This window comes from Burkholderia sp. L-4, assembly GCF_056856535.1.
Genome location: NZ_JBXEOX010000001.1, coordinates 900,405 through 926,790, shown reverse-complemented (window position 1 = coordinate 926,790; position 26,386 = coordinate 900,405). Strand labels below are relative to the sequence as shown.

Genomic DNA, 26,386 nt, shown 5'->3' with positions numbered 1-26,386 from the left:
CGCGCGCCCGCCGTCCGCCCACGCCACCCGTTTTCGCGCGCGCCGACGCGGCGCGCCTCCCAGGAGATCCCGATGATTCAATCCGCCCCGCTTCGCCGCCTCGCGACGGGCGCGCTGGCCGCCGTCGCGCTGACGGCCGCCGCCGGCGCGTTCGCCGAGCCGCAAGGCTTCCTCGAGACGCTGCATCGCCATACGCTGCTCGTCAACACGGTGCCCGACAACGGCGACCAGAACCCGTACGCGATCGCGGTTGCGCCGGTGTCGGCCGGCACGATCCAGGCAGGCGACGTGCTCGTCGACAACTTCAACAACGCGGCGAACCTGCAGGGCACCGGCAGCACGATCGTCGACTATCGGCCGTCGACGAAGCAGATGAGCCTGTTCGCGACGATTCCACGCGACCTGAAGGCGTGCCCGGGCGGCGTCGGCCTGTCGACCGCGATGACGATGCTGAAGTCGGGCTGGGTGATCGTCGGCAGCACGCCGAGCAACGACGGCACGACGTCGACGAAAGGCGCCGGCTGCCTGATCGTGCTCGATCCGCACGGCCGGATCGCCTCGACGTGGTCGAGCGCGAACATCAACGACCCATGGGGCAACATGGCCGTGGTCGACCGCGGCGACAGCGCGACGCTGTTCGTCAGCATGGCCGGCTTCGGCGTCGGCGGCGCGGACGGCAACCCGCCCGTCTACAAGCAGGCGACGGTACTGCGCCTCGACCTCGACGTGCCGGCCGGCAAGCCGCCCGTCATCAAGCAGGAAACGGTCGTCGCGAGCGGCCTCGGCGCGCAGGCCGACAAGGGCGTGTTCCTGGTCGGCCCGACCGGCCTCGCGCTGTCGGGCGACCAGAAGAAGCTGTACGTCTCCGACGCGATCGGCAACCGCGTCGTCGAGATCGACGATCCGCTCACGCGCGACACGAGCGCGGGCGTCGGCCGCCAGGTGACGGCCGACGGCTTCCTGCGCCGCCCGCTCGCACTCGCGACCGCGCCGAACGGCCATCTGCTCGCGACCAACGCGCTGAACGGCCAGGTCGTCGAGATCGATCCGGTCGCCGGCAAGCAGCTCTATGCGCGCTGGATCGATACCGACAAGGCGCAGTCGCCGCCCGGCAACGGCGACCTGTTCGGGATCGCGATGACGCCCGACGGCGACGGCTTCTATTACGTCCAGGACGACGTCAACACGCTGATGCTCGCGAAGTAACGGAGCCGACCATGGCAGACGATCTGAACCCGCCGTCGCGCCCCGCGCGCCGCGGCTTCCTGAAGGCCGGCGGCGCCGCAGTGGCCGCGGGCCTCGCGGCGGGCACGATGCCGGCCGCACGCGCGGCCGACGCGGCGCCCGCGGTCGCACCGGGCGCACCGGGCGCACCGGGCGCGCACGCGCACGACGACGACATCGAGCCGTTCTACGGCAAGCACCAGGGCGGCATCACGACGCCGCAGCAGCGCAACGCATATTTCGCGGCGCTCGACCTCACCACGACCCAACGCGCGGACGTGATCGCGCTGCTGAAGACCTGGACCGACGCGGCCGCACGCCTCACGCGCGGCGACCCCGCGCAGCCGCTGCCGGCGACCGGCGGCGACGACGTCGCGCCGGCCGACTCGGGCGACGCGCTCGGCATCGGCGCGTCGCGGCTGACGATCACGTTCGGCTTCGGGCCCGCCCTGTTCGCGGTCGGGGGCAAGGACCGCTACGGCCTCGCGAAGCAGCGACCGGCCGCGCTCGTCGACCTGCCGCGCTTCAACGGCGACCAGCTGATTCCGGAGAAGACCGGCGGCGACCTGTTCATCCAGGCGTGCGCGAACGACGCGCAGGTGGCGTTCCACGCGGTGCGCCAGCTCGTGCGCCTCGGCGGCAAGGCCGTGCAGATGCGCTGGGGCCAGGCCGGCTTCACGTCCGGCAAGCCGGGCGAGACGCCGCGCAACCTGATGGGCTTCAAGGACGGCACGATGAACCCGTCGCGCGACGATCCGGCCGCGATGAACGAATTCGTGTGGGCCGGCAACGAAGGCCCGGCGTGGATGAACGGCGGCACCTACACGGTCGTGCGCCGCATCCGCATCACGCTCGAACACTGGGACAACACCGAGCTCGGCTTCCAGGAACAGGTGTTCGGCCGCAAGAAATACAGCGGCGCACCGATCGGCGGCCAGCACGAGTTCGAGGCGCTCGACCTCGACGCGGTCGACAAGGACGGCAATCCGGTGATCCCCGACAACGCGCATGCGCGTCTCGCATCGCCGCAGGTGAACAACGGCGCGCAGATCCTGCGCCGCGCGTATTCGTACAACGACAGCACGAACTTCTACATCGAGCGCTGGCCGCCGTGGCGCCAGCAGACCGAGTACGACGCGGGACTGATGTTCGTCGCGCACCAGCGCGACCCGCGCCGCGGCTTCATCCCGATCAACGAGAAGCTCGCGAAGCTGGACATCATGAACCAGTTCACCACGCACGTCGGCAGCGCGATCTTCGCGTGTCCGCCGGGCGCGCAACCCGGTTCGTACATCGGCGCCGCGCTGTTCGAAGCGTAACGGCATCGCGACGCCACGCCCCCATTTCCCCGGCCCGTCCGGATGCAACTCACGACGACGACATGAACACTTTTCCCGTTAGCCGCCCGCTGCGGCACCTGATCGCCGCGGCCGCCGCCGCGCTGATGCTGACCGGCGCGCTGCACGCCACGCGCGCGCACGCCGCGACGCTCACGCTGTACAACGCGCAGCACGAGCAGGTCGTCAACCAGCTCGTCAAGGACTTCGAGGCACAAAGCGGCATCACCGTGAAGGTGCGCTCGGGCGAGGGCCCGGCGCTCGCCGCGCAGATCGTCGCGGAAGGCGACCGCACGCCGGCCGACGTGTACTTCACCGAGAACTCGCCGGAACTCGTGCTGCTCGACCGCAAGGGCCTGCTCGCGAAGACCGACGGCGCGACGCTGCAGGCGGTCCCCGCCCGCTTCAACCCGGCCGACGGCAACTGGGTCGGCGTGCTCGCGCGCGAGAACGTGCTCGTCTACAACACCGCGAAACTCCAGCCGCAGCAACTGCCCGCGTCGCTGCTCGATCTCGCGAAACCGGAATGGAAGGGCAAGGTCGGCGTCGCGCCGAGCGATGCGGACTTCCTGCCGCTCGTGAGCGCGGTGCTCGCGCTGCACGGCGAAGCCGCGACGCTGCAATGGCTGAAGGGCCTGAAGGCCAACGCGCAGATCTTCGACGACGACGAAGGCGTGACGGCGGCCGTCAACCGCGGCGGCGTGCAAACCGGCATCATCAACAACTACTACTGGGACCGCCTGCACGCGGAGCTCGGCGACAAATCGACGAAAAGCGCGATCCACCACTTCGGCAACCATGACGTCGGCGCAGCCGTGAACGTGTCGGGCGCCGCCGTGATGAAGGCATCGAAGCACCAGGCCGATGCGCAGAAGTTCGTCGCGTATCTTGTCGGCGAGCGCGCGCAGAAGCTAATGGCGAACGGCCATATCAGCTTCGAGTATCCGCTGCATCCGGGCGTCGCCCCCGATCCGATCCTGAAGCCGTTCAACGAACTGAGTCCGCCGGCACTGACGTTCGAACAGCTCGGCGACGACAGCCAGGCCGGCAAGCTGCTGCGCCAGGCCGGCCTGCTCTGACCGTGAGCGACGCCGTGTCCCGCACGGCGCGCATCGCGCGCGAAGCAGCACGCCCCGCGACGCGGCGGCGCCCGTCGCGCGCGCTCGTCGCCGCGGCCGCGTGCGGGCCGCTCGCGATCCTGCTGCCGCTCGCCTTCACGCTGTACCGCGCGGCCACCTTCGGCGTCGACGATGCGATCGCGCTGCTGTGGCGCCCGCTCGTCGGCGAGCTGCTCGTCAACACGCTGTCGATCGCATGCGCCGCGACGCTCGCATGCGCGCTGCTCGGCACCGCGGCCGCGTGGTTCATCGAGCGCACCGACCTGCCCGCGCGGCCGCTGTGGACCGCGCTCGCCGCGGCCCCGCTCGCGGTGCCGCCGTTCATCACGAGCTACGCGTGGGTGTCGCTGAGCCTCGACCTGCAGGACTTCGCCGGCGCGCTGATCGTGCTGACGTCCGCGTACTTCCCGCTCGTCTACCTGCCGGTGGCCGCCGCGCTGCGCGAGCTCGACCCCGCGCTCGAAGAAAGCGCGCGCACGCTCGGCTGCCCGCCGTGGCAGACGTTCTTTCGCGTCGTGCTGCCGCAATTGCGCCCCGCGCTGTGCGGCGGGATGCTGCTCGTCGCGCTCGGCGTGCTGTCCGAATTCGGCGCGTTCCAGCTGCTGCGCTTTCGCACGTTCACGACCGAGATCTATGCCGAGTACCGCACCGCGTTCGACGGCGGCGGCGCATCGCTGCTCGGCTGCGTGCTGATCGCGCTGTGCCTGCTGTGCCTCGCGATCGAGGCGCGCGCTCGCGGCCACGCGCGCTACGGTCATACGCACCGCGCCGCACGCCGCGTCGCGATGCGTTATCCGCTCGGCCGGTGGCGCGGCCCCGTCACCGTCGCATTCGCCGCGCTCGCGGCCGCGACGCTCGGCGTGCCGCTCGCGATGATCGGCTACTGGCTCACGCAACAAGGGGCCGCCGCCGTCACGCCGGCCGACGTGTCGCCCGAACTGCTGTGGCAAGCCACGCTCGCATCGTCCAGCTACGGCCTGATGGCGGCAGCCGTTACCACGCTGCTCGCGCTGCCGCTCGCGTTCCTGCTGGTCCGTTATCCGGGCCGCGTCGCGACGCTCCTCGAGCGCACGGCGATGACCGTGCAGGGCGTGCCGGGCATCGTCGTCGCGCTCGCGATCGTGTCGATCACGGTGCGGCTGCTGCAGCCGCTCTACCAGAGCGCGCCGGCGCTCGTCGCCGCGTACGCGATCCTGTTCCTGCCGCTCGCGGTCGTGAGCGTGCGCGCGGCGCTGTCGCACGTGCAGGTCCGGCTCGAGGAAACCGCACGCTCGCTCGGCCTCGGCTGGCGCGCAACGCTCACGCGCGTGGTGCTGCCGCTCGCGGCACCCGGCCTCGGTGCGGCCGCGACGATGGTGTTCATCTCGGTCGTCACCGAACTCAACGCGACGCTGCTGCTGTCGCCGATCGGCACACGCACGCTCGCCACGCAGGTATGGAGCGATACGGCGACGCTCGCGTTCGCGGCCGCGGCACCGTACGCGGCGCTGCTCGTCGCGCTGTCGCTCGGCGCATCGGGACTGCTGTTCCTGCTGCTCGGCCGCGCGTCGGTGCGCGACTGAGCATCGCCCTTTTTCCCGGAACCGCCCATGAGCGAACTACGCATCCACGACCTGTCGAAATCGTTCGGATCGCATACCGTCCTGCACGACATCGATCTCACGGTACGGCGCGGCTCGCGCCTCGCGCTGCTGGGCCCGTCCGGCAGCGGCAAGACGACGCTGCTGCGCGTGCTGTGCGGCTTCGAGCGCGCCGAGCGCGGCACCGTCGAGATCGACGGACGCCGCGTGGCCGCCCCCGACGTGCACCTGCCGCCCGAACGGCGCCGGATCGGCTACGTGCCGCAGGAAGGCGCGCTGTTTCCGCACCTGTCGGTGGCCGACAACATCGCGTTCGGGCTGCCGCGCGCGGCACGGCGCCGCCATCACCGCGTCGACGAACTGCTCGAGATGGTCGGGCTGCCGGCGTCGTATGCGAGCCGCGCGCCGCAGCAGCTGTCCGGCGGCCAGCAGCAGCGCGTGGCCCTCGCGCGCGCGCTGGCGCCCGAGCCCTCGCTCGTGATCCTCGACGAACCGTTCTCCGCGCTCGACACGTCGCTTCGCCATGAAACGCGCAGCGCGGTGGCAGACGCGCTTGCCGCGGCCGGCGCGACGTCGGTGCTCGTCACGCACGACCAGCCCGAGGCGATGACGCTCGGCGACGAAGTCGCGGTGATGTGGCAAGGCAGGCTCGTGCAGACGGCCGCGCCGCAGATGCTGTACCGGCAGCCCGTCACGCGCGACGTCGCGTCGTTCGTCGGGCAGGCCGTGCTGCTCGCGGGTCACGTGCGCGATGCGCGCATCGCCTGTGCGCTCGGCGAGCTGCCGCTCGTCGCCCCGCTGCCCGACGGGCCGGCCGACGCGATGCTGCGTCCCGAGCAGATCGGCATCGTGCCGGTCGCGCAGGCCGGCGCGGCGCGCGGCCGGACGGCGCGCGTCGAAGCCGCGCAGTTCGCGGGCCAGGATGCCGACGTGCTCGCACGCCTCGATGCCGATCGCGACGTGCTCGTGCGTATCCGCGTGCCGGGACACCGGTGCCCGGCCGTCGGCGAGCGCATCGCGCTGGCGGTGGACGGCGCGGTGATGGCGTACGCGCGCTGACCGACGCGACGCGCGTCCTCACGCGCTGCTACGCATCGGCGCAGCCTGCGCCGGACAGCGGCCGGAAGGTCCGGCCATCCGTCTCGACGGCCGCCCCCAGCAATTGCGCGAGCCCCTTCGCGCCTTCACGCATCACGACGTCGTGATTCCAGCGGAACAGCGGGCGCGCGAGCGGCTCGAGCCAGTTCATCCAGCGCACCTGCGTGCGAATGTGCCAGTCGTAGCGCACGACGGTGTGCGCGCCGTCGCCGGCGAACGACCAACGCCCGTCGCCTTCGATCGCGCCGCTTGCGCGGCCTTCGAGCGCATGCGGCCGCTCGACGCGCCGCACGCGCATGTCGAACGTCAGCCGGTACGGCAACGCGCCCTTCCACGTATACCGGTGCAGCGCCCCGACGCCGCGCGCGTCGCCATGCTCGATCTCGACGGTACGAATGGCGCCCTTCCACCAGTCGGGCCAGCGGTCGACCTGGTAGATCGCGTCCCAGACCGCCGCGAGCGGCGCGTCCACGCGCCAGGTCGTCGAGAACCGGTATTCCGCCATGCAGCCTCCGGCATGTCCGTCACGGACACGCGCCCACTCGTCGGTCAAGGTGCGAAGAAACGCTCGGGGAACGCGACGTCGATTTCGACGTCGTCGAGCGTCACGGTTTCGAGCGGCACGTCGTCGCCGTCGGCGAAGCTGACGACCTTCAGCGGAAAGCCGTCCCCGGCGTCCAGCCACAGCCGGTAGCGATGCACGCCGTCGACCGCGTGCGCGGGTGCGCCGGTGACCGACACGCGCAGCGCGGTCCGGCCGCCGACGGCCTCCTCGCCTTCGGTCACCGTCGCGCCGCCCTGCTGCAGCGCATGCACGTTGCGCAGCAGTTCGCCGACGTCCGACCGGTCGACCCGGTGGCCGCTGCGGTCGCGCACGAGCGGATTGGACGGCGACAGCGTCAGCGCGGGCGGCGCGTGCGCGCCGAACGGGCGCAGCCGCACCTTGCCGTCGCCGGGATCGTACGCGAGCACCGCGCCGCGATGCGGCGACACGAAATCCATCCGGACGAAGCCCGGTTTCAGGTAGGCGTAGCGGATTTCGGTGTGTTCGCCACCGCGCGCCGACGAGCGGATCGTCGCGCGATACGAGCGGACGTGGTCGAAATGCGCCTGGGCGACGGTCACGGGGTCGGCTGTCATGCTCGCTCCTATCAGGCTCGCGGCCAGCAACGCGGCGATCACGGCGCCGCCTCGACATCGAGCACGCCTTCCATTCCGCGCTCGCGATGGCTCCTGAAAAACAGCAGCCGATGCGTGCAATAGTAGGCGAACCGGCCCGGCTGCGCCGGCGTGAAGCGGAACGTCTTCGGCGTCGTGCCGAGCTCGGTTCGCACCGCCATGCCGGCCTGCGGCGGCGCAGCGATCTCGAAGCTGTGCGGCACGACGCCCGGCTCCGCCGACACGGTCAGCTCGACCGGCACGTGCGCGCGCACGATCACATGGTTCGGCCGGAAGAAATAGCTGCCGCCGACGATGGCGACCCGCTGCACGCCGTCGGCGTCGACCGGCACGCGCACGGGCGCGTCGCCGTCCGCCCGCGCGAGGGTCGCACCCGCGGCGAGCGCCGCCGCCACGAGCACCTTCGTCATCGTCGTCTTCATCGCCTGCTCCCTGCCGGTGGCACGCGTCAGCTCTTCCACGCGTCGGTCGGGCCGCCGAGCGCGCCGCACGCCTCGATCGCGAGCGCGCGCAGGCGCCGTTCGTCGCCGCGGCCGGACAACGCATAACCCATGCCGCGATCCGACCAGAAATACGTGTAGCGGCCGTCGGCCGACATCGACTGCGGCGCGAGATGCCGCGCATCGTAGGCGGTCACGTAAAGCGTCACGCGTGCGCCGTCCGTGCGCTGGTACATGAACTGCGCGGCCGGCCCGCCATCGCCGGGGAGCAACCGGCCGCCCAGCAGCACGTAGCCGTATTCGTCGAGCGACGGGGCGCGCACGGGCCGTCCGACGCGCGCCGACAACCACGCGGCGAGATGCGCGGGATCGCCCGCGCCGACCTCGACCGGATGGTCGCGATCGGCTGCGTACACGGCATACGCGACATCGGCGCGCGCGGCGAACGCCGGGTCGCGGCCGATCGCCAGCCAGCCCGCAGGCAGCGCAACGCCGATCAGCAGCCCGGCGGCCAGCCCCGCGAACGCATACGCGAAGGCACGACGGCGCGGCGCGCGACGCTGCACGAACAGCGCGGGGGCCGCGCCCGGCAGCGGGAACAGCGCCTTCAGCGCGTCGCGCTGCGCGCGGTAATGCGCGAATCGTTCGGCCTCCTCCGGATCGGACTGCAGGCGCTCGAGCATCTCGCGCCGCTCGCTCCCGGACAGCTCGCCGTCCAGCAACGCGGACAGCAGTTGCGCCGACGCGTCCTCGTCCCGCCCGTTCGAAGGCTTGTGCGGATCGTCCATCATGTTTTCCCGATCACCCGTAACGCGGCCGTGCCGTGCGCCGACGGCTCGTCCGACAGCAGTGCGCGCATCTGCGCGCGCGCCCGCGCGAGCCGCGACATCACCGTGCCCACCGGTACGCCGAGTACCTGCGCGGCGTCGCGATAGCTCAATTCTTCAAGCGCGACCAGCAGCAGCACCTCGCGCTGCTCGACCGGCAACCGGTACAACGCGCGCTGCACGTCGCGCAGCACCAGCCCGCCGATCTCGCCGGCCGGCGCGGCCATCGTCTGCCACGGCGCGGTCGCATCGTCGACCGCGATCTCGTGCCGCGCGCGCAACTGGTCGATGAAACGGTGCCGCAACAGCGTCAGCAGCCACGCGCGCAAGTTGCCGCCGTCGCGCGGCGGCCGGTTCAGCGCACGCTCGAGCGTGTCCTGCACGAGATCGTCCGCCCACGCGCGGTCGCCCGTCAGCGCACGCGCATAGCGCGTGAGATGCGGCAGCCACACCAGCAGATCCGATTCGTAGCTCATCAGGAAGCCTTGCGCATCCGCATCGCCGCGCGGTCACGGGTGCGCGACGTGCCACATGCCGCCGATCCCGTCGCCGCCGGCGTCGCCCGCCTTGCGGTCCATCTTCCAGCGATACAGCGGGCGGCCGCGGTACGCCCATTGCTTCTTGCCATCGTCCCGCGCGACGAGACTCAGTGCGCCCGATGCCTTGTCGTACGCGTCCGCGATCGCGGGCGGCCAGTTGGCCGCACACGCGCTGTCGCACGCGCTCTTGCCGGGCGCATCGCGATCGAACACGTACAGCGTCATGTGTGCCTCGTCGACCAGTTTCCCGTCGCTCACCTGAGGCGGTTCCGCGGCCGCCGGCCGCACGATCGCCGCCGTCAGTGCGGCGGCAAAGAGCATCCGTTTCATTCCCGTTCTCCTTGGCAGGGCCTGGCGGCACGGCGCCGCCGGACGGGACGATCGGTTTCGTTGCGACCATTATCCCGCCGGCGGGCCGGGCCGGAACTCGGTAGGTAAACGGACGGCGGGAACCGGTTATTCCATGCCGCGTTGAAATAGTCGGCCGCGGTTGCTCATGCGACGCAAGACAGCGGGAGGCCCGAAAAGACAACGCGGCATGACATCGCTGTCATGCCGCGTTGCGCGAGCGCGGCGCACGGCGGCCATGCGGCGCCGCCGTGCGGATCCGGCCCTTACTTCGGCAGTGCGCCGGTCAGCGACTGGAGCAGCGACGTCACCGGCGCGAGCGGGTTGTTCGGCGCGCTATTGCCCGAATGCGGCGTCACCGACAGGCTCGGCGCGGAACCGAGCGCCGTACCCACCGACGTGCCGGCCGCATTGACGACCGTCGCCGTCGCGTTGGCGCCCGTCGTCAGCAGCGAGCCGACTGCACCCGCCGTGCCGCCGGCCGCGTTCGCGCCCGAGCCGAGCAGGCTGCCGCCCGCCGCTGCCGTCGAACCGGCCGCGCCCGACAGCGCACCGGCCGCCTGGCCGAGGGCTGCCGGGCCGTTCGCGAGTGCGCCCGTCACCGAGCCGAGTGCACCGGTCAGTGCGCCGGCCGGGTTGCCGCCGCCCGTCAGGCCGTTCACGAGGTTCGTGATCGGGGCGATCGGGCTGCTGCCCGCCGCGCCCGACAACGCGCCGACGACCTGGTTCACGACGCCTTGCACCGGCGCCAGCGGGTTCGTGCCGCCCAGCGCGCCGAGCGCACCCGCAACCGAGCCGACCGCGTTGCCGAGGGCGCCCGTGGCCGTCCCGACCGCGTTGCTCAACGTGCCGGCCGGATTGCTCCCGCCGAGCGTGCCGACGACCTGGTTGACGACACCTTGCACCGGCGCCAGCGGGTTCGCGCCGCCGAGGTTGCCGAGGGCGCCCGTGACCGAACCCAGTGCGCCGGTCAGCGCACCGGCCGGATTGCCACCCGGCAGCGCGTTCTGCAGGCCGTTGACGAGGTTCGTGATCGGCGCGATCGGGCTGCCGCCGCCCGCACCCGACAGCGTGCCGACGACCTGGTTCACGACGCCCTGCACCGGCGCCAGCGGATTCGCGCCGCCGAGCGCACCCGTCACGGCGTTCAGCGCGTTCGTCAGCTCGCCGGCCGGATTGCCGTTGCCGAGCGTGCCCGCGAGTTGCGTCACGACACCTTGCACCGGTGCCAGCGGGCTCCCGGCGCCGCCGAGGTTGCCGAGCGAGCCCGTGATCGTGTTGACCGCGTTGCTCAGCGTGCCGGCCGGATTGCCGCCGCCAAGCGTACCCGTGACCTGGTTGACGATGTTCTGGATCGGGGTAATCGGATTCGTGCCGCCGCCGATGCCGCCCAGTGCGCCCGTGACCGTACCGAGGGCGCCGGTCAGCGCGCCAGCCGGGTTGCCGCCGCCGAGCGCGCCCGTCACCTGATTCACCGCACCTTGAACGGGCGCCAGCGGATTCGTGCCGCCGCCGATTCCGCCCAACGCGCCAGTGACCGTACCGAGGGCACCGGTCAGCGCGCCGGCGGGATTGCCGCTACCGAGCACGCCCGTCACCTGATTCACCACACCTTGAACCGGTGCCAGCGGATTCGTGCCGCCGCCGATTCCGCCCAGTGCCCCCGTGACCGTACCAAGTGCGCCGGTCAAGGCACCTGCCGGGTTCCCGCTACCGAGTACGCCTGTGACACCGTTCACGACGCCTTGCACCGGCGCCAGCGGGTTCGAGCCGCTGCCGAGATTACCTAGCGCCCCCGTCACCGTGTTGACGACACCCGTGAGTGCGCCAGCCGGATCGCCGCCACCAATCGACCCGGTAAGCCCGTTCACCACACCCTGCACCGGCGCCAGCGGGTTCGAACCGCCGCCGATACCACCCAGCGCACCCGTCACCGTGCCGAGTGCGCCCGTCAGCGCCCCGGCGGGGTTGCCGCCACCCAACGCGCCCGTGACTTGATTCACCACACCTTGCACCGGCGCCAGCGGGCTCGACCCGCCGCCGATACCGCCCAGTGCGCCCGTCACCGTGCCGAGCGCACCGGTCAGCGCGCCAGCCGGGTTCCCGCCACCAAGCGCACCCGTGACCTGATTCACCACACCTTGCACCGGCGCCAGCGGGCTCGACCCGCCGCCGATACCGCCCAGTGCCCCCGTCACCGTACCGAGCGCACCGGTCAGCGCGCCAGCCGGGTTCCCGCCACCGAGCGCACCCGTGACCTGATTCACCACACCTTGAACCGGCGCCAGCGGGTTCGACCCGCCGCCGATGCCGCCCAGTGCGCCCGTCAGTGCACCGGCCGGATTGCCGCCGCCGAGCGCGCCCGTCACCTGATTCACCACGCCCTGCACCGGCGCCAGCGGGTTCGTCCCGCCGCCGACATTCCCCAATGCGCCCGTTACGGTGCCAACCGCATTGCTCAGCGTCCCCGTCGCCGTATTCAACGCACTGGTCAGCGCGCTTGCCGGGTTGCCGCCATTCAGCGCCCCCGTCACCTGGTTCAACACACCCTGGACCGGTGCGAGCGGCTGCACCGTGCCGCCGCCGAGTGCGCCCGTCACCGCCCCCACGGCTCCCGACAGCACTTGTCCCGGATCGCCGAGCGAGGTCTGGATCGCGCCCGACCCGCCCGCCGTCACGGTGACCGAGCCCAGCGGCGACGTGCCCGTGGCGACCAGCCCGACCGACACGCTGTTCGTCGGCGGGTTGACGATCACTTGCGGGATCGGCAGCGAATCGAGGGCACCCGCCACTGCGGAACCCGAAGCCAGTACCCCGAACACCGTCGCGACCGACAGCGCCACACCCGTCAATTTAAGATTGTGTCTCATCGTTATTTTCCCTATCTCGGTTGGCACTACGTTGATAAAGCATGGGGACGGATTGCACGAAGCGTGCCAATTCAAAAAAAGGATGGATTCGTCAGCCTATTGACTGGAAATAACGATTTTTTAATCGATTTCAGACGAAATTCAGGGGTTGCCCAGGGATTGACGGGCATCAATCGTCTGATGAAAAAGGCGGACAGGGCGTGGATGTAACGTAACGTTTGCGAGCCCCGCAGTAACGTGTTCCGGTACATTCCGCGCAGCGCCGGAACAGCCGGTCGCGATGGTGCCCGATACCGTCATGGACGGCTGCCCATTACGCATTTCACCGATATGAAAATACATTGATAAATCGCTGATTTACTAATTTTTTGATTCGCGATTTTCTTTCTTGACGATTACGCAGATCATTTTCGATCACGCGGCTCTCGATTATCCGGACAGCAGAATGAAATACTGTGAATGCCCTCTCGTGATCGGCGCGCGTGACGCGACGCACGGCGGCGGCGGCAGGCGCCGCTTCGCCGCGTAGCGTCGCCGGTCAACCGAAGCGCGCGGGCCGGTATGGACGGGGATCGATGTAGGTCGGCGCGCCGGTCATCATTTCGGCGAGCAGGCGCCCGGTCGCGGGGCCGAGCGTGAGCCCGTGGTGGCAATGACCGAACGCGAACCACAGATGGCGATGGCGCGGCGCGGGCCCGATCACCGGCCGCATGTCGGGCGTGCACGGCCGCATCCCGAGCCACGGCTCGGGATCGAGCCGCTCGCCGATGCCAAACGCGTCGCGCGCCAGCGGTTCGGCGCGCGCGAGCTGCACGCCGGTCGGCGGCGCACCGCGCAGCGCGATCTCGACGCCGGTCGTGAGCCGCAGACGGCCGCCCTCCATCGGCGCGACGACGAATCCTTCCTCGGTATCGCAAACGGGCACGTTCAGCGGCGTGCGCGTCGGCCGGTAATGCATGTGATAGCCGCGCTTCGCGCGCAGCGGAATGCGGTAGCCGAGCGGCGCGAACACATGATCGGACCACGGTCCGAGCGCGACCACGGCCGAACGTGCCGAAATCGGCCCGTGTTCGGACCCGAGCCGCCAGCCGCCGTCCACCTGCGCGAGCGTCCTCGCGTCGCCGAGCGCGAACGTGCCGCCGTCGCGCTCGAAGAGCCGCGCGTAGGCCTTGGTCAGTCCGCCCGGGCTCGACACGGTCTTCGGGTCCTGCCAGTGGAAGGCGCCGCAGAATGCGTCGCCGATGCCGGGCTCGCGCTCGCGCAGCGCACGCGCGTCGAGCACGGCCATCCGCAGGCCGTGCTCGACAGCCACGCGTTGCTGCGCGCGCGCTTCGGCATCGAACAGCGCGGGCGAGCGGAACGCCTCGATCCACCCGCCGTCGTGCACGAGCGGCTGGGCATCGGTACGCGCGAGCAGCGCGTCGTGCTCGACGACGCTCGCCGCGACGAGCGGCAGCAGGTCGCGCGCGGCGGCCGCGAGCCGCTGCGGCGACGATTCGCGCCAGAACCGCGCGAGCCAGCCCGCATAAGCGGGCAGCGCGCGGTAGTCCCAGTACAGATCGACCGAACGGTTGCGCGCGTAGCGCAGCAGCGTGCCGAGCCGGCGCGGAAACGCGTACGGCACGACCGACGAGCGTTCGATCAGCCCGGCATTGCCGTGACTGGTTTCCTCGCCGGGCGCGCGCCGATCGACGAGCGCGACGCGCAGCCCGCGATCCTGCAGGTGCAGCGCCGACGACACGCCGACGATGCCGGCCCCCAGAACGATGACGTCGAAATCCATGGTTCCCCGTCCTGCGTCGAGATTCGATGCGCCGCGCGCCGGCACCGCGGCCGGCGCGCGGCGGTGCTTATTTCGCGATGATGTCGCGCTTGAAGTACTTCTGCGACAGCGCGCTCAGCGTACCGTCCTTCTTCAGCGCATCGAGCGCCCCAACGATCTTCGCCTGCAGCGCCTTGTCGCCCTTGCGCATCCCGAAGCCCGTGCCTTCGCCGAGCGTCGCCGGATCCTTCAGCGCGTCGCCGACGATCTGGTAGTCGCGGCCGGCCGGCTTGTCGAGGAAGCCGTCCTGCGCGGTCTGCGCTTCCTGGACGGCCGCGTCGAGCCGCCCCGCGACGAGATCGGCGTAGATCTGGTCCTGATCCTGGTACGACACCACGGCCACGCCCGCATTGGCCCAGTGCGCCTTCAGGAAATCCTCCTGCGACGAACCCTGCAGCACGCCGACGTGCTTGCCGCGCAGGCTCGCGACGTCGGGCCGCAGCGGCGAGCCGCGCTTCGCGACCATCACGATCGGCACCACGTAGATCGGCGGCGTGAAATCGATGCTCTGCTTGCGCTTCGCGGTGATGTTCATCGCCGAATTGATCGCATCGAACTTGCGCGCCTGCAGCGCCGGGATCAGCCCGTCGAACGCGTTCTCGACCCACACGCATTTCACGTTCAGCTTCGCGCACACCGCGTTGCCGAGGTCGACGTCGAACCCCTGCAGCTGGCCGGCCGGCGTCTTGCTCTCGAACGGCGGATAGGCGGCTTCGATGCCGAAACGCAGCGTGGTCTGTTCCGCATGGGCCGTGACGGCCGCGCACGCGAGCGCCGCAGCGGCGCAAAGGGAAAGCTTCCAGTTCATGACGGTCCTTCTGTTCCGGATTGAGGCGAGGAAGATCGGTCGCACGACGTCGTCGGACAGGCGCCGGATCGGCATTCGATGCAGGCGGCCGCCGCAACACGATGTGCCGTGTCCCGCAGCCGAAATATAGACTCAAAGTCTACTATAGACTATAGGGGATACGATGATCGTGCGTCGTCGCGTGACCTCCCCGCTTGTGCCCGCCACGACGAACACCGTTGATTTACCTATGTTTTCCCGGAAAACCACGGCGAAACACGGTCTCGAAAAGAAAAATTCTCCAGATCTTGTTTGTCTATATTAGACTTTTCGTCCATCACGAACACCGCCGGACACCGTCTTTCGAGACCGTCCTGTCCGGCCCCGACCGGAGATGTCCCCATGACGCAAACCGCCCCGACCCCGCCACTGACCGTCGACGAAGCCGCGGTGCGCGCGGCCCTGCCGTCGCTCGACGTGCTCGGCACGTTGCGCCGCATGTTCGCGTCGCTCGCCGCGGCGCGCGCGGTGCAGCCGCCGCAGACGCTCACGCTGTTTCCCGACCAGGCCGGCGACTTCATCACGTATCTCGGCGCGCTCGCCGATGCGCAGGTGTTCGGCGCGAAGTTGTCGCCGTACGTCGTGACGGGCGGCAAACCGATCGTCACGGCCTGGACCGCGCTGATGTCGATGCGGACCGGCCAGCCGCTGATGTGGTGCGACGCGGGGTTGCTGACGGTCGAACGCACGGCCGGCACGACGGCGCTGGCGGTCGACTGCCTCGCGCCGCGCGACGCACGCCGTCTCGCGATCGTCGGCGCGGGCGCGGTCGGTCTCGCGCATCTGCGGCACACGGCGGCGCTGCGCGACTGGGAGACGATTCGCGTGTACTCGCCGGCGCTGGCCGGCAATGCGCCGCTGCAGGCCACGCTCGCCGAACTCGACCCGCGCGCCCGTGCGGCGGCGAGCGTCGCAGCCTGCGTGCGCGACGCGGACGTGGTGATGCTGTGCACGTCGTCGGGCACGCCCGTGCTCGGCGACGGGATGCTCACGCGCCCGGCGCTCGTCACGTCGATCAGCACGAACGTCGCGCGCGCGCACGAAATCCCGCCCGCCTGGCTGCCCGACATGGATGTCTACTGCGACTACCGGCACACGACGCCCGCCAGCGCCGGCGAAATGCAGATCGCGACGGCCGATCACGGCTGGGATGCCGGGCGGATCGTCGGCGACCTGCCCGCGCTCGTCGCCGGCACCTGCGCGGCGCCGTCGCGCACGCGTCACGCGTTCTTCCGCTCGATCGGCCTCGGGCTCGAAGACATCGCGATCGCGCACGCGCTGTACACGCACCTGACGCACGCATGAGCGGCGCGCGCGCGCGGGGCCGATACAATGGCGCAACCGCCGCGGCGGCCGCGCGCGGGCGCACGGGCATGCCGGCCACCGGTATGCCCGTGCGCCGGCCCGATGCGCTGCCCGGCCCCCGCCCACCCGAGATGGCGACACCGATGCGCAAGAAGAAATCCCCCGTCAAAGACCTGCTGCTCACCCGCTATGCGCCCGTCGCCGACGGTATCGCCGCGCTGTTCTTCCCGTACGCGGAAGTCGTGATCCACGACCTGCACGACCAGACCGTGCTGTATCTCGCGAACAACCTGTCCAAGCGCGAGGTCGGCGACGATTCCGCGCTCGAGGAAATCGATCATTCCGCGCGCGAACGCGTGATCGGCCCGTACGAGAAGCTGAACTGGGACGGCCGGCGGATGCGCTGCGTCAGCAACGTGCTGTTCGACGACGAAGGCCGCCCGGCCGGGATGATGTGCATCAACTTCAACATCGCGGTGTTCGACGAGGTGCGCGCGACGCTCGACCTGTTCATCAAGGGCGCGGGCGTCGTCGCTCAGCCCGACGAGCTGTTCCGCGACGACTGGCAGGAGCGCATCAACACGTTCCTGCACGGCTGGCTGCGCGAGCGGCAGGTCGGGCTGAACGGGCTCACGCGCGAGCACCGGCGCGAGCTCGTCGAGGCGCTGTACGCGGAAGGCGCGTTCCGCGGCAAGAGCGCGGCCAACTACGTCGCGAACGTCCTCGGGATGGGGCGCGCGACGGTCTACAAACACCTCAAGCACCTGAAGGAAACGCAGGGCGACGCGTAAGCGCCGCGCGGCGGGCGCACGACGGCCGCCTCGGTCGTCGCTATCGGGATGCCGTTTCCCTGTCTATGCTTCGTGGTACGCCGGGCGCGCCCCCGCTCCACACGGAGCTTCGCGCGACCGGCGGTGTCGAAGCACGAAATGATACAATCACGGTTACATTTCATTGCCGCCCGGAACCGCCCATGACGACTGCTCCCGCCCCGACTGCCCGCCCGACCCTGACCGTCGAAATCTGGTCCGACCTGATCTGCCCGTGGTGCTGGATCGGCAAGCGCCGCTTCGACGAGGCGCTCGCCGCGTTCGCGCACGCCGATCGCGTCGACGTCGTGCTGCGCGCGTACCGGCTGATGCCCGGCCAGCCGGTCGAGCCGGTCGAGGTCATGCTCGCGGGCAAATACCGGATGTCACCCGCGCAGGTCGACCAGATGCTGCGCCAGGTGACCGATGCGGCCGCGAGCGTCGGACTGCGCTACGACCTGCCCGGCACGCTCGTCGGCGATACGCTCGACGGCCACCGGCTCGTGAAGCTCGCGGAAGCGACGGGCCGCGCGCACGCGCTGACCGAACGGCTGTACCGCGCGTATTTCTGCGAACACGGCTCGCTGTTCGATCACGCGGCGCTGACCGAATTCGCGGTCGAGGCGGGGCTCGAACGCGCGGCCGTCGAAGCCGTGCTGCGCAGCGATGCGTACCGCGACGAAGTCGAAGCCGACATCGCGCGCGCCGCGCAGATCGGCGGGCGCGGCGTGCCGCTGTTCGTGTTCGGCGGCCGCTACGCGGTGTCGGGCGCGCAGCCGGCCGACGCCTTCGCGCAGGCGCTCGACCAGGCGTGGCGCGACGGCATCGTCGAACTCGACGGCGCCGACGCGGCCGCCTGCGACCCCGACGGCTGCGCACTGCCGGCGCGCGCGTAACGCGCGTCGATGCGTCCGGCCCGCCCGTCCGCGGATGCGTGCCACTACGCGACGCTCCTGCCACAAACCGGCAGGAAGCGCGCACCGATGACGTCTACAATGCATCCCTTCAAATAACTGTCAGAAGGCTGCGAGCCCATGACTCACGGGATCCACGGCGAGAAACGCTGGTACGCGCTGATCGTTCTCTGTCTCGGCGTGCTGATGATCGTGCTCGACAGCACGATCGTGAACGTTGCGCTGCCGTCGATCAGCACCGACCTCCATTTCACCGAAACGGCCCTCGTGTGGGTCGTCAACGCGTACCTGCTGACGTTCGGCGGCTGCCTGCTGCTCGGCGGCCGGCTCGGCGACCTGTACGGCCAGCGGCGCATGTTTCTCGCGGGCCTCGTCGCGTTCACGCTCGCGTCGCTCGCATGCGGCCTCGCGCAATCGCAGACGATGCTGATCGCCGCGCGCGCGGTGCAGGGGCTCGGCGGCGCGGTGGTGTCGGCCGTCTCGCTGTCGCTGATCATGAATCTCTTCACCGAGCCCGGCGAGCGCGCACGCGCGATGGGCGTCTACGGCTTCGTCTGCGCGGGCGGCGGCAGCATCGGCGTGCTGCTCGGCGGGCTGCTGACGAGTTCGCTGTCGTGGCACTGGATCTTCCTCGTCAACCTGCCGATCGGCATCGCGGTTTATGCGATGAGCGCGGCGCTGCTGCCGCGCAGGCGTGCGCCGGCCGGCGCCGCGCGGCTCGACGTCGCGGGCGCGATCACCGTGACCGCTTCCCTGATGCTGGCCGTCTACGGGATCGTCGGCGGCAACGAGGCCGGCTGGCTGTCGACGCAGACCGTCGCGCTGATCGGCGCGGCCGCCATGCTGCTCGCGCTGTTCATCGCGATCGAGGCGCGCAGCGCGCATCCGCTGATGCCGCTCTCGCTGTTCGCCGCGCGCAACGTCGCGCTCGCGAACGTGATCGCCGTGCTATGGGCGGCCGCGATGTTCGCGTGGTTCTTCCTGTCGGCGCTGTACATGCAGCGCGTGCTGCAATACGGGCCGCTGCAGGTCGGGCTCGCGTTCCTGCCGGCGAACCTGATCATGGCCGCGTTCTCGCTCGGGCTGTCGGCGCGGATCGTGATGCGCTTCGGGATCCGTGGCCCGATCGCGGCCGGCCTGCTGATCGCGGCCTGCGGCCTCGCGCTGTTCTCGCGCGCGCCGGTCGACGGCGGCTTCGTGTTGCACGTGCTGCCCGGCATGACGCTGCTCGGCATCGGCGCGGGCGTCGCGTTCAACCCGATGCTGCTCGCCGCGATGAGCGACGTCGATCCGGCCGATTCGGGGCTGGCGTCGGGGATCGTCAATACCGCGTTCATGATGGGCGGCGCGCTCGGCCTCGCGGTGCTCGCGAGCCTCGCGGCCGCCCGCACCGATGTGCTCGCGGCCGCGCAGGCCGCGCCGCTCGCCGCGCTGAACGGCGGCTACCACGCGGCATTCGCATTCGGCGCGGTGTTCGCCGCCGTGGCCGCGCTGATCGGCTTCGCGCTGCGCATCCGGCGGCAGGAAGCCGTCGAAAGCACCGGCCCCGCGATGCACTGAGCGGCGGCCGCCGCCATCGAACCGGGGCGCGCACTGTCGCGCCCTTTTTTACGCATGCCGGGCGCGGCACGCGCCGGATTCGTCATGCGTTTGGCCCGATCGCACACGATCGGCCGCACCGCCCGTCCGAACGACCGCGCCCCCGCCGTCCGCCGTCCGCCGTCCGCCGCCCGCCGCCCGCCGTCCCGTCGCGCGGGCTTTCCCGGCCTATTTTTAACGCAGTTGTACGCCGACGCGCCACATTTGCGACAATGGCGGACTTTGATGCGCGCGCCGCAGCCACGCGCCGCCGCAGAACGCCGCATAACCGCCTGCTTCCGATGTCGCTTCCCCATATCGATCTGCTGTACTCCCTGTCCGGCCTGTTCGTCGGCATTCTCGTCGGCTTGACGGGCGTCGGCGGCGGTTCGTTGATGACGCCGATCCTCGTGCTGCTGTTCGGCGTGCACCCCGCGACGGCGGTCGGCACCGATCTGCTGTACGCGGCCGCGACCAAGGCCACCGGCACGCTCGTCCACGGCCTGAAAGGGTCGATCGACTGGCGCATCACCGGCCGGCTCGCGGTGGGCAGCGTGCCGGCCGCGGCCATCACGCTGTGGTGGCTGCATACGCACGGGATGAATGCGCCCGGCACCGCGCGGATGATCCAGCTCGTGCTCGGAATCGCGCTGCTGCTCACGTCGATCGCGCTGATCTTCCGGCCGCAACTCACCGCGTTCGCCGCGCGCAACCCGCTCGCGCCGAGCCCCGCCCGCACGCTGTGGTCGACCGTGCTGACGGGCGCCGTGCTCGGCGTGCTCGTGTCGATGACGTCGGTCGGCGCCGGCGCGATCGGCGTCACCGTGCTCCTGCTGCTGTATCCGCTGCTCGCGACGACCCGCATCGTCGGTTCCGACATCGCGCACGCGGTACCGCTCACGCTGGTCGCCGGCATGGGCCACTGGCTGCTCGGCTCGGTCGACTGGTCGATGCTGCTGTCGCTGCTGCTCGGCTCGCTGCCGGGCATCGTGATCGGCAGCCTGCTGTCGGCGCGCGCGCCCGAGCGGCTGCTGCGCAACCTGCTCGCCGCGACGCTCGTCGCGGTCGGCGTCAGGCTCGTGCTCGCGTAAGCGGTTCCGGCGTCGCCCTTCCCTCGCGGTTGCGCCTTTTCCCGGCGGGCGCCTCCGATACGCCGCCCATCCTCCGCGGACCCAGGAAAAAACAGCCCGGCCGGCCTGCGCCGATCGGGCTGTCGTCCATCCGGGGCGGCGACGTGCCGCCCGCGCCGCTTACTGCCCCTGCTGCTGCAGTTTCTGCTGCTTGAGCTGCTGCGTGCGCGCCTGCAGTTTCAGCACGCGCTGCAGTGCGGTACGGTTCGCGAGGATGCCGTCGTAGAAGTTGGCGAGATCGCCCTTCAGCGCGGTCCGCGACGCGTCGTTCAGGTAGATCATGTGGCCCGACGGGTAGTTCTTGATCGTCAGGTTCTGCGCCTTGAGCGTCGGATCGAGCGGCATCTGCGCGAGCGTCAGCTCCGTCTGGTGGAACGGCGTGACGGCGTCGAAATAGCCGTTCGCCGACAGCACCTTCAGGTCCGGGTTCACGCTCATCGTCGATGCGAGGTCGCCGGCCGTGTACAGCGTATTGCCGCCGCCCTTGTTCGCGCCGGTCGGGTCGATGTGACTGAAATCCCAGTTGTTGAAGACCTGGTCGTTCAGGTCCACGAACGACGACGTCGACGTGTACTTGAGGTCGGTGTTGATGTAGCTGTTCCACAGCACCGTGTACGCGCCGCCGACGTTCGTGATCGACGGATCGTTGCTGCCCGAGTTCGGCAGGATGTACGGCGCGATGCCCTTGCCCGTGAAGTTCGCGCGGCCGTCGTACTGGCCGATCTGCGTGCCCGGCACGAGCGTCAGGAAGAACGTGTACGGCGGGTTGTCGTCCGACGACGGCACGTTGCCGAGCGCGGCCGGGTTGCCGAACGTCTGGATCAGCGACGTCGGATCCGTGCCGATGTACGCGCCCATCTGCTGCGCGGTCTGCAGGTTCAGGTTCAGCCGCACGTTGACGAAGCCGCCGTCCTGCGGGTTCGGCTTCTGCGCGAGCGGCGCTAGCGTGTTGTCCGCGTAGTTGCGGGCCTGGATCATGTACGCGTCGAGATCGGTCGGCGTCGGGTTGAGCGTCGTCTTCTTCCAGTAGAACGCATCGGCCGCGAGCGTCGGGAACGTGCCCGGCGCGGACAGCGCGTTCGCATAGTCGAGGATCGACGACTGCAGCGTGATCCCGTTCAGGTCGATGCCGTCCTCGTGCAGCACCCACGACACGACCGCGCTGCGCGCGGTGCCGTACGACTCGCCATACAGGAACTTCGGCGAATTCCAGCGCGAGTACTTGGTCAGGTAGCGCTGGATGAAGCGGTCGATCGAGTGGGCGTCCTGGTCGGTGCCCCAGAAATCCTTGTTCTTCGCCGGAGCGATCGCCGTCGAATAACCGGTGCCGACCGGGTTGATGAACACGAGGTCGGTGCGGTCGAGCAGGCTGTCCGGGTTGTCGAGCAGCTTGTACGGCGCGGGCGGCGTGAAGTTCGGGAACGACGACTGCAGGCGCTTCGGCCCGTACGAGCCGAGCAGCAGGTAGACCGACGACGAGCCGGGGCCGCCGTTGTAGAAGAACGTGACCGGGCGCGGCTTCGACGGATCCGGGTTGTCCTGCGTGTACGCGACGTAGAACATCTTCGCGTTCGGCGCCGACGTGACCGGATCGATCGTCGTCAGGTGGCCCGTGGTGGCCGTGTACTTGATCGTCTTGCCGCCGATCGTGACCTGGCGGTGCACGACCGCCGCGCCTTCGGTCGAATCCGTGACCGCGTCGTTCGGCCCGGTGCCGTACACGTCGGTGTCGACGTACGGCTGGTCGGCCGCGGCGGCGGCCGTCGCATTGGTGTTGGCCTGCGTGCTGCCGCTGGACGTCGCGGCCGCCGCGGCGGCCGAAGCAGTCGGGCTCGGCCCGTCGTCGCCGCCGCACCCCGTGACGAGCAGCGCCGCGGCCGCTGCGGCGGCGAGCGGCACGCTCAAGGTCGTTCCGAATAGCGCGAAACCGTCTTTCAAGGACTTCCGTGTCGTCATTATTGCCTCTCGAACAGAACGATAAATACCGCCGGCCGCAAAGGATCATTTGCGCCGGCGCTCCGCACCGGGAATGCATTCGTTATGCGACGCACTCCGAGTTTTTTACCGGGTCGACGAATATCGACCGGCATGATTTACCCCACCCATTTTTTGCGACTGCACAATGGAAGCAATTCCATTGCAAACGACAATTCAATAATCCGCAGCAATTCGGATTCATTCCGCCAATCCGCATTTGCACAAAATCGACGGCAATAAGACGCCCCGCAAAGCATGCCCGGCAAGGCACCTTCGCTTCAGATAGACGAACGAACCCCCTCGGCGAGATGCAGATTAATCGCCAAACGGCGACCAAGCGCAGCCCGAGCCGATTTAACAAAATCGAAAGGATCGATTAACTAAACGGAAAGGAATATTCTCGTATCTGGAATTTATTAAATTAAGTGAAAATACCGGCGCATAATAGGTTCCGGATTTTCCGCCGTAAAGTAACAATTTGTTACGGCGCTCGCCAATCCGATAAAAGGCTATACGGGACCGATTCCAGACGACGAAAAGAAAAAAGCCGGACGACTGTCCGGCCTGGCGGGGGCGGCGCGGCGGCGGCCGTCAGAGCGGCACGTCGATCGCGCCGGCGCCGGTCGTGATCGCGTTCGCGCCCGGCGCGGCCGAGATCGGCGGCAGGTTCGCGCTCGTCAGCGCCGGCGCGGCGCCCGGGCTGCCGCCGCGCGGCACCGTGCGGATCACCTGCGACGGCGGCAGCGGCGCGCCGTTCTTCAGGTGCTGCCACATCAGGTTCAGCGCCTGCAGGTTGTAGTAGTGGACCGGCACGAAGCGCGTGTCGAAGCCCGCAACCGGCAGGAACGCGTCGAAGTGCTGGCCGTTCGTCACCTCGTAGAACACGAGCTGGCCGCGCCCGGCTTCGCTGATGCCGTTCTGCGCGACGTATGCGCGCGACGCGTGGTTCACCGGCACGAGCGCGTCGCTGCGGCCCTGCACGATGATCGCCGGCTTGCCGTGCAGGTTCGCGTTCACGCGTACCGCATCGACGTTCGCGGGCATCCCGAGCATCCCGTTCGTCCACAGCTGGCGCAGGCACAGCGCGCCCGCGAAGCTCGCATCGGGCGTCGCGAGCCGGTGGTCGACACCCGCGCCGTTGTTGAACACGAGGTTGATGCCGGCCGTCGGCGGCACGCCGTTGCCGACACCGAACACGGCCGGCATCGGCGAGGCAGCCGGCGCCGCGACCGCGCCCGTCGCCGGATCGGTCGTCGCGAAGCTGAAGTTGCACAGGTTGTCGGTGACGCGCGAGCGCGTGTACGCATTCGCGTAGGTGACCGCGATCGCCGGAATCGCCTGCGAATCCCACATCGGCGCCTGCAGCAGGTCGGAATCGGCCAGATAACCGGCCGCATGGAGCTGCGCGAGCGCGTCGGCCGCCTGGCTCTGCGTGTCGGCGCCCGACACGAGCCCGGCCGCGGCGAGCGTCGCGCAGCGCTGGGTGCGGATCGACTGCGTGGTCGCGGCCGGCAGCGCGCTCAGGTACGGCGCGCCGGCGAGCGACGCCGACGCGGCCGCGCACGGCTGCAGCAGGTTCGCGAGCGTCGCGTAGTCGGCCAGCGGCCGGCCGAACGACGGCACCGGCTGGCCGCCCGTGCGCACGACCGCATTCGGCGACATCCGCACGTTGATCTGCGGCTCGCCGACCACGACCGCGGTGATCCAGCCGCGGCTGTCCTGCTCGGCCGCCGCGAGCGACGCGCCGCCGCCGTTGCTGACCGACGCGGCGATCGTCGTGATGTCGCCCGCGCGATAGCGCACGCCGTGATGCGAACCGTCGATCAGCGGCCCGAACTGCTCGTTGAGCGCCCAATACGCGAACTCGACCGACTGCAGCGTCACGCGTCCCCAGTCCTGCTCGGGATTCTGCTGCGAATGCGCATGCTTGAACGCGTAGCGGTTCGGAAAGCGGTTGTTGAACGCGGCGAGATCGCCGCTCGTCACGTTCGCGGTGAACAGGCTCGCGGTGCCGGCCAGCACCGCGTTGGCGAGCGTGCCGTCGATCAGCGTGACGGTGTCGGTACCGAGCTCGTGCGCGCCGTTGCCGCCGCCCTTGTCGTTGTAGGCCACCGCGCAGCCGCGCTTGAGCGCCCACTCGCCGGCCGCGGAGATCGCGCCGTACACGCCGCGCGAGCCCGACGACGTCGCGGTGACGATACATGGCTGCGCGGGATTGAAGCGTGCGGGAACCTGCACGAGCAGCGTCACGTTCCTGGTGCCGCTGCCGTCGTCGGAGTACGCGAGGTATTCGGTGCCGGGGATCTTGCCTTCGCCGAGCGTGTCGTTGCCGTCGAGATCGACGTTCGGCCCCCAGAAGCGGCCGTAACCGCCGTTCGCGCTCATGTCGACGAGCGCACGGTAGTTCGACCAGATCGCGAGGCGGCGCAACTCGGCGCTCGTCGGCCGCGCCGGATTCGCGAAGCCGGGCGCACTCGCCGCCGCCAGCCCCGTCTTGCCGAGGCCGGCCGTCAGCAGGTCGTCGCTCGCGCCGTCGTAGGCCGTCGTGCGCACGCTGCCGGACACGAAGCCGGGCAGCCGATTGCGCTCGGCCGTATCGTCGCCGTTGCACGCACCGAGCATCGCGAGCGCTGCCAGCACCGCGCCCCACCCCATCCGCCTGCCCCACCCGAGTCTCGTCATCGCCGCCCCCTCGATTTCGTTATCGGTCCGCCGCCGCGTCGCGCGCGGCCCGCGGCCTCTGAAGCGCAAACGGGCCCCGGCATGCCGGGGCCCGCCTGGAAACGGGCGCGCGCGGCGCTCGCGCGCCGCCGCCCGGCATCACTGCTGCTGAACCGTCAGCTTGTTCGTGACCGACGTCACGCCCTTCACGTCCTTCGCCGCGGCTTCGGCCTTGTCGATCTGGTCCTGGGCCGGCATCGTGCCTTCCAGCGTGATCGCGCCGCCCTTCGAACGAACGACGAGGTTCGACACGTTCACGCCCTGTTCCTTCGAAATGGCCTTGCGCACCGCGTAGCCGAGCTTGCGGTTGGCCTTCTTCGCGGTTTTCGCGGCGGCCTTCGGCGCGCTCGTCGCGGCCGCCGGCGCTTCCGTTGCCGCTGCGTCGCTCGACTGCGCATACACGCTGCCCGACAGGCAGGCCGCCACGGCGGCAACGCCCAACGCTCTCAACACGATCGACTTCATGCTATCTCCTTATCACTCCGGAACGGCCGTGCACAGTACGGCCGGATACCCCCAAAAACAGCCGGCCCGCGCGCGAACGGGCGGGACAGCCGGTGTTTTCCACGGCGATACGAGAGAGGCGACACGGGCCGGCGGCCGGCGCACGCTGATAGCGGGCCGGCCGGGCCGGACAGCCGCCGGCCGGACGCGCCCGGTCTCATTGCGTGCCGGGTCGCGCGCGAATCGGGCGCGGCTGCGTCGCACAATGTAATCCAGCGC

The 26,386-nt window shown here is 70.0% G+C and carries 22 protein-coding genes; 10 read left to right on the top strand and 12 right to left on the bottom strand.

Annotation, left to right across the window (positions count from 1 at the left end; all coding sequences use genetic code 11):
• The first annotated feature begins 72 nt into the window (after window positions 1-72).
• From AC1VVG_RS04295 to AC1VVG_RS04275, 5 genes are all read left to right on the top strand, one after another.
• Complete coding sequence (locus tag AC1VVG_RS04295; protein WP_124669247.1) at window positions 73-1,206, top strand: NHL repeat-containing protein; 1,134 nt, start codon at window positions 73-75, stop codon at window positions 1,204-1,206.
• Window positions 1,207-1,217: 11 nt separating this feature from the next.
• Window positions 1,218-2,543: an iron uptake transporter deferrochelatase/peroxidase subunit gene (efeB, locus tag AC1VVG_RS04290; protein ID WP_482835292.1), complete on the top strand. Its 1,326-nt coding sequence runs from the start codon at window positions 1,218-1,220 to the stop codon at window positions 2,541-2,543.
• Window positions 2,544-2,605: 62 nt separating this feature from the next.
• Window positions 2,606-3,640 (top strand): iron ABC transporter substrate-binding protein, encoded by a 1,035-nt coding sequence (locus AC1VVG_RS04285; RefSeq protein WP_059557244.1) that lies wholly within the window; start codon window positions 2,606-2,608, stop codon window positions 3,638-3,640.
• Between the two features lie 2 nt (window positions 3,641-3,642).
• Entirely contained in the window at window positions 3,643-5,241 is a 1,599-nt protein-coding gene (locus tag AC1VVG_RS04280; RefSeq protein WP_200097084.1) for an ABC transporter permease, read from the top strand.
• Window positions 5,242-5,268: 27 nt separating this feature from the next.
• Window positions 5,269-6,318, top strand: a complete 1,050-nt coding sequence (locus tag AC1VVG_RS04275) for an ABC transporter ATP-binding protein (RefSeq protein ID WP_482835291.1) — start codon at window positions 5,269-5,271, stop codon at window positions 6,316-6,318.
• A gap of 28 nt (window positions 6,319-6,346) precedes the next feature.
• On the opposite strand, the gene AC1VVG_RS04270 is transcribed toward AC1VVG_RS04275, so the two are convergent.
• The 9 genes from AC1VVG_RS04270 to AC1VVG_RS04230 all read right to left on the bottom strand — a co-directional run bounded on the left by AC1VVG_RS04270 (window position 6,347) and on the right by AC1VVG_RS04230 (window position 15,190).
• Entirely contained in the window at window positions 6,347-6,862 is a 516-nt protein-coding gene (locus tag AC1VVG_RS04270; RefSeq protein WP_482835290.1) for an SRPBCC family protein, read from the bottom strand.
• A gap of 44 nt (window positions 6,863-6,906) precedes the next feature.
• A complete protein-coding gene (locus AC1VVG_RS04265; protein ID WP_034187254.1) occupies window positions 6,907-7,539 on the bottom strand; it encodes a LolA family protein in 633 nt (210 codons plus the stop codon).
• A complete protein-coding gene (locus AC1VVG_RS04260; RefSeq protein WP_034187455.1) occupies window positions 7,536-7,958 on the bottom strand; it encodes a cupredoxin domain-containing protein in 423 nt (140 codons plus the stop codon). The genes AC1VVG_RS04265 and AC1VVG_RS04260 overlap by 4 nt, the downstream gene beginning before the upstream one ends.
• Before the next feature lie 26 nt (window positions 7,959-7,984).
• Window positions 7,985-8,767 (bottom strand): anti-sigma factor family protein, encoded by a 783-nt coding sequence (locus tag AC1VVG_RS04255; protein ID WP_482835289.1) that lies wholly within the window; start codon window positions 8,765-8,767, stop codon window positions 7,985-7,987.
• The gene (locus AC1VVG_RS04250) at window positions 8,764-9,279 is read right to left on the bottom strand and encodes a sigma-70 family RNA polymerase sigma factor (RefSeq protein WP_049032111.1); all 516 of its coding nucleotides are present in this window, start codon (window positions 9,277-9,279) and stop codon (window positions 8,764-8,766) included. Before AC1VVG_RS04250 ends, AC1VVG_RS04255 begins: the two co-directional genes overlap by 4 nt.
• Before the next feature lie 33 nt (window positions 9,280-9,312).
• Window positions 9,313-9,672: a COG4315 family predicted lipoprotein gene (locus tag AC1VVG_RS04245; RefSeq protein WP_034187251.1), complete on the bottom strand. Its 360-nt coding sequence runs from the start codon at window positions 9,670-9,672 to the stop codon at window positions 9,313-9,315.
• A 284-nt stretch (window positions 9,673-9,956) separates the two neighbouring features.
• Window positions 9,957-12,560 carry a beta strand repeat-containing protein gene (locus AC1VVG_RS04240; RefSeq protein ID WP_482835288.1) on the bottom strand — a complete coding sequence of 868 codons (2,604 nt, stop codon included), beginning with the start codon at window positions 12,558-12,560 and terminating at the stop codon, window positions 9,957-9,959.
• 538 nt (window positions 12,561-13,098) lie between these two features.
• Window positions 13,099-14,343 carry an NAD(P)/FAD-dependent oxidoreductase gene (locus tag AC1VVG_RS04235; protein WP_034187249.1) on the bottom strand — a complete coding sequence of 415 codons (1,245 nt, stop codon included), beginning with the start codon at window positions 14,341-14,343 and terminating at the stop codon, window positions 13,099-13,101.
• 67 nt (window positions 14,344-14,410) lie between these two features.
• Window positions 14,411-15,190, bottom strand: a complete 780-nt coding sequence (locus tag AC1VVG_RS04230) for an ABC transporter substrate-binding protein (RefSeq protein WP_034187454.1) — start codon at window positions 15,188-15,190, stop codon at window positions 14,411-14,413.
• Between the two features lie 381 nt (window positions 15,191-15,571).
• Here AC1VVG_RS04230 and AC1VVG_RS04225 point away from each other — a divergent pair, with 381 nt between their 5' ends.
• The 5 genes from AC1VVG_RS04225 to AC1VVG_RS04205 all read left to right on the top strand — a co-directional run bounded on the left by AC1VVG_RS04225 (window position 15,572) and on the right by AC1VVG_RS04205 (window position 20,926).
• Window positions 15,572-16,534 carry an ornithine cyclodeaminase family protein gene (locus AC1VVG_RS04225; protein WP_482835287.1) on the top strand — a complete coding sequence of 321 codons (963 nt, stop codon included), beginning with the start codon at window positions 15,572-15,574 and terminating at the stop codon, window positions 16,532-16,534.
• Entirely contained in the window at window positions 16,531-17,325 is a 795-nt protein-coding gene (locus tag AC1VVG_RS04220; RefSeq protein ID WP_482835286.1) for a helix-turn-helix transcriptional regulator, read from the top strand. Before AC1VVG_RS04225 ends, AC1VVG_RS04220 begins: the two co-directional genes overlap by 4 nt.
• A gap of 182 nt (window positions 17,326-17,507) precedes the next feature.
• Window positions 17,508-18,239 (top strand): DsbA family oxidoreductase, encoded by a 732-nt coding sequence (locus AC1VVG_RS04215; protein WP_343726971.1) that lies wholly within the window; start codon window positions 17,508-17,510, stop codon window positions 18,237-18,239.
• Between the two features lie 138 nt (window positions 18,240-18,377).
• On the top strand, window positions 18,378-19,817 hold the full coding sequence (locus AC1VVG_RS04210) for a DHA2 family efflux MFS transporter permease subunit (protein WP_200088946.1): 1,440 nt from the start codon (window positions 18,378-18,380) through the stop codon (window positions 19,815-19,817).
• A gap of 320 nt (window positions 19,818-20,137) precedes the next feature.
• Window positions 20,138-20,926 carry a sulfite exporter TauE/SafE family protein gene (locus tag AC1VVG_RS04205; protein WP_034187453.1) on the top strand — a complete coding sequence of 263 codons (789 nt, stop codon included), beginning with the start codon at window positions 20,138-20,140 and terminating at the stop codon, window positions 20,924-20,926.
• A gap of 159 nt (window positions 20,927-21,085) precedes the next feature.
• Here the strand turns inward: AC1VVG_RS04205 and AC1VVG_RS04200 are convergent, their stop codons facing one another.
• The 3 genes from AC1VVG_RS04200 to AC1VVG_RS04190 form a co-directional block, all read right to left on the bottom strand.
• On the bottom strand, window positions 21,086-22,921 hold the full coding sequence (locus AC1VVG_RS04200; protein ID WP_049029236.1) for a S10 family peptidase: 1,836 nt from the start codon (window positions 22,919-22,921) through the stop codon (window positions 21,086-21,088).
• Between the two features lie 612 nt (window positions 22,922-23,533).
• Window positions 23,534-25,624 carry a D-(-)-3-hydroxybutyrate oligomer hydrolase gene (locus AC1VVG_RS04195; RefSeq protein WP_124607837.1) on the bottom strand — a complete coding sequence of 697 codons (2,091 nt, stop codon included), beginning with the start codon at window positions 25,622-25,624 and terminating at the stop codon, window positions 23,534-23,536.
• A 138-nt stretch (window positions 25,625-25,762) separates the two neighbouring features.
• Window positions 25,763-26,128 (bottom strand): BON domain-containing protein, encoded by a 366-nt coding sequence (locus tag AC1VVG_RS04190; protein WP_034187242.1) that lies wholly within the window; start codon window positions 26,126-26,128, stop codon window positions 25,763-25,765.
• Window positions 26,129-26,386 lie beyond the last annotated feature (258 nt).

What these genes read in the sequence shown, in the direction of transcription:
- AC1VVG_RS04295 (WP_124669247.1), top strand. Translation starts at nt 73, where the DNA reads ATGATTCAATCCGCCCCGCTTCGCCGCCTCGCGACGGGCGCGCTGGCC.
- efeB (WP_482835292.1), top strand. Translation starts at nt 1,218, where the DNA reads ATGGCAGACGATCTGAACCCGCCGTCGCGCCCCGCGCGCCGCGGCTTC.
- AC1VVG_RS04285 (WP_059557244.1), top strand. Translation starts at nt 2,606, where the DNA reads ATGAACACTTTTCCCGTTAGCCGCCCGCTGCGGCACCTGATCGCCGCG.
- AC1VVG_RS04275 (WP_482835291.1), top strand. Translation starts at nt 5,269, where the DNA reads ATGAGCGAACTACGCATCCACGACCTGTCGAAATCGTTCGGATCGCAT.
- AC1VVG_RS04270 (WP_482835290.1), bottom strand. Translation starts at nt 6,862, where the DNA reads ATGGCGGAATACCGGTTCTCGACGACCTGGCGCGTGGACGCGCCGCTC.
- AC1VVG_RS04260 (WP_034187455.1), bottom strand. Translation starts at nt 7,958, where the DNA reads ATGAAGACGACGATGACGAAGGTGCTCGTGGCGGCGGCGCTCGCCGCG.
- AC1VVG_RS04255 (WP_482835289.1), bottom strand. Translation starts at nt 8,767, where the DNA reads ATGATGGACGATCCGCACAAGCCTTCGAACGGGCGGGACGAGGACGCG.
- AC1VVG_RS04250 (WP_049032111.1), bottom strand. Translation starts at nt 9,279, where the DNA reads ATGAGCTACGAATCGGATCTGCTGGTGTGGCTGCCGCATCTCACGCGC.
- AC1VVG_RS04245 (WP_034187251.1), bottom strand. Translation starts at nt 9,672, where the DNA reads ATGAAACGGATGCTCTTTGCCGCCGCACTGACGGCGGCGATCGTGCGG.
- AC1VVG_RS04240 (WP_482835288.1), bottom strand. Translation starts at nt 12,560, where the DNA reads ATGAGACACAATCTTAAATTGACGGGTGTGGCGCTGTCGGTCGCGACG.
- AC1VVG_RS04235 (WP_034187249.1), bottom strand. Translation starts at nt 14,343, where the DNA reads ATGGATTTCGACGTCATCGTTCTGGGGGCCGGCATCGTCGGCGTGTCG.
- AC1VVG_RS04230 (WP_034187454.1), bottom strand. Translation starts at nt 15,190, where the DNA reads ATGAACTGGAAGCTTTCCCTTTGCGCCGCTGCGGCGCTCGCGTGCGCG.
- AC1VVG_RS04225 (WP_482835287.1), top strand. Translation starts at nt 15,572, where the DNA reads ATGACGCAAACCGCCCCGACCCCGCCACTGACCGTCGACGAAGCCGCG.
- AC1VVG_RS04220 (WP_482835286.1), top strand. Translation starts at nt 16,531, where the DNA reads ATGAGCGGCGCGCGCGCGCGGGGCCGATACAATGGCGCAACCGCCGCG.
- AC1VVG_RS04215 (WP_343726971.1), top strand. Translation starts at nt 17,508, where the DNA reads ATGACGACTGCTCCCGCCCCGACTGCCCGCCCGACCCTGACCGTCGAA.
- AC1VVG_RS04210 (WP_200088946.1), top strand. Translation starts at nt 18,378, where the DNA reads ATGACTCACGGGATCCACGGCGAGAAACGCTGGTACGCGCTGATCGTT.
- AC1VVG_RS04205 (WP_034187453.1), top strand. Translation starts at nt 20,138, where the DNA reads ATGTCGCTTCCCCATATCGATCTGCTGTACTCCCTGTCCGGCCTGTTC.
- AC1VVG_RS04200 (WP_049029236.1), bottom strand. Translation starts at nt 22,921, where the DNA reads ATGACGACACGGAAGTCCTTGAAAGACGGTTTCGCGCTATTCGGAACG.
- AC1VVG_RS04195 (WP_124607837.1), bottom strand. Translation starts at nt 25,624, where the DNA reads ATGACGAGACTCGGGTGGGGCAGGCGGATGGGGTGGGGCGCGGTGCTG.
- AC1VVG_RS04190 (WP_034187242.1), bottom strand. Translation starts at nt 26,128, where the DNA reads ATGAAGTCGATCGTGTTGAGAGCGTTGGGCGTTGCCGCCGTGGCGGCC.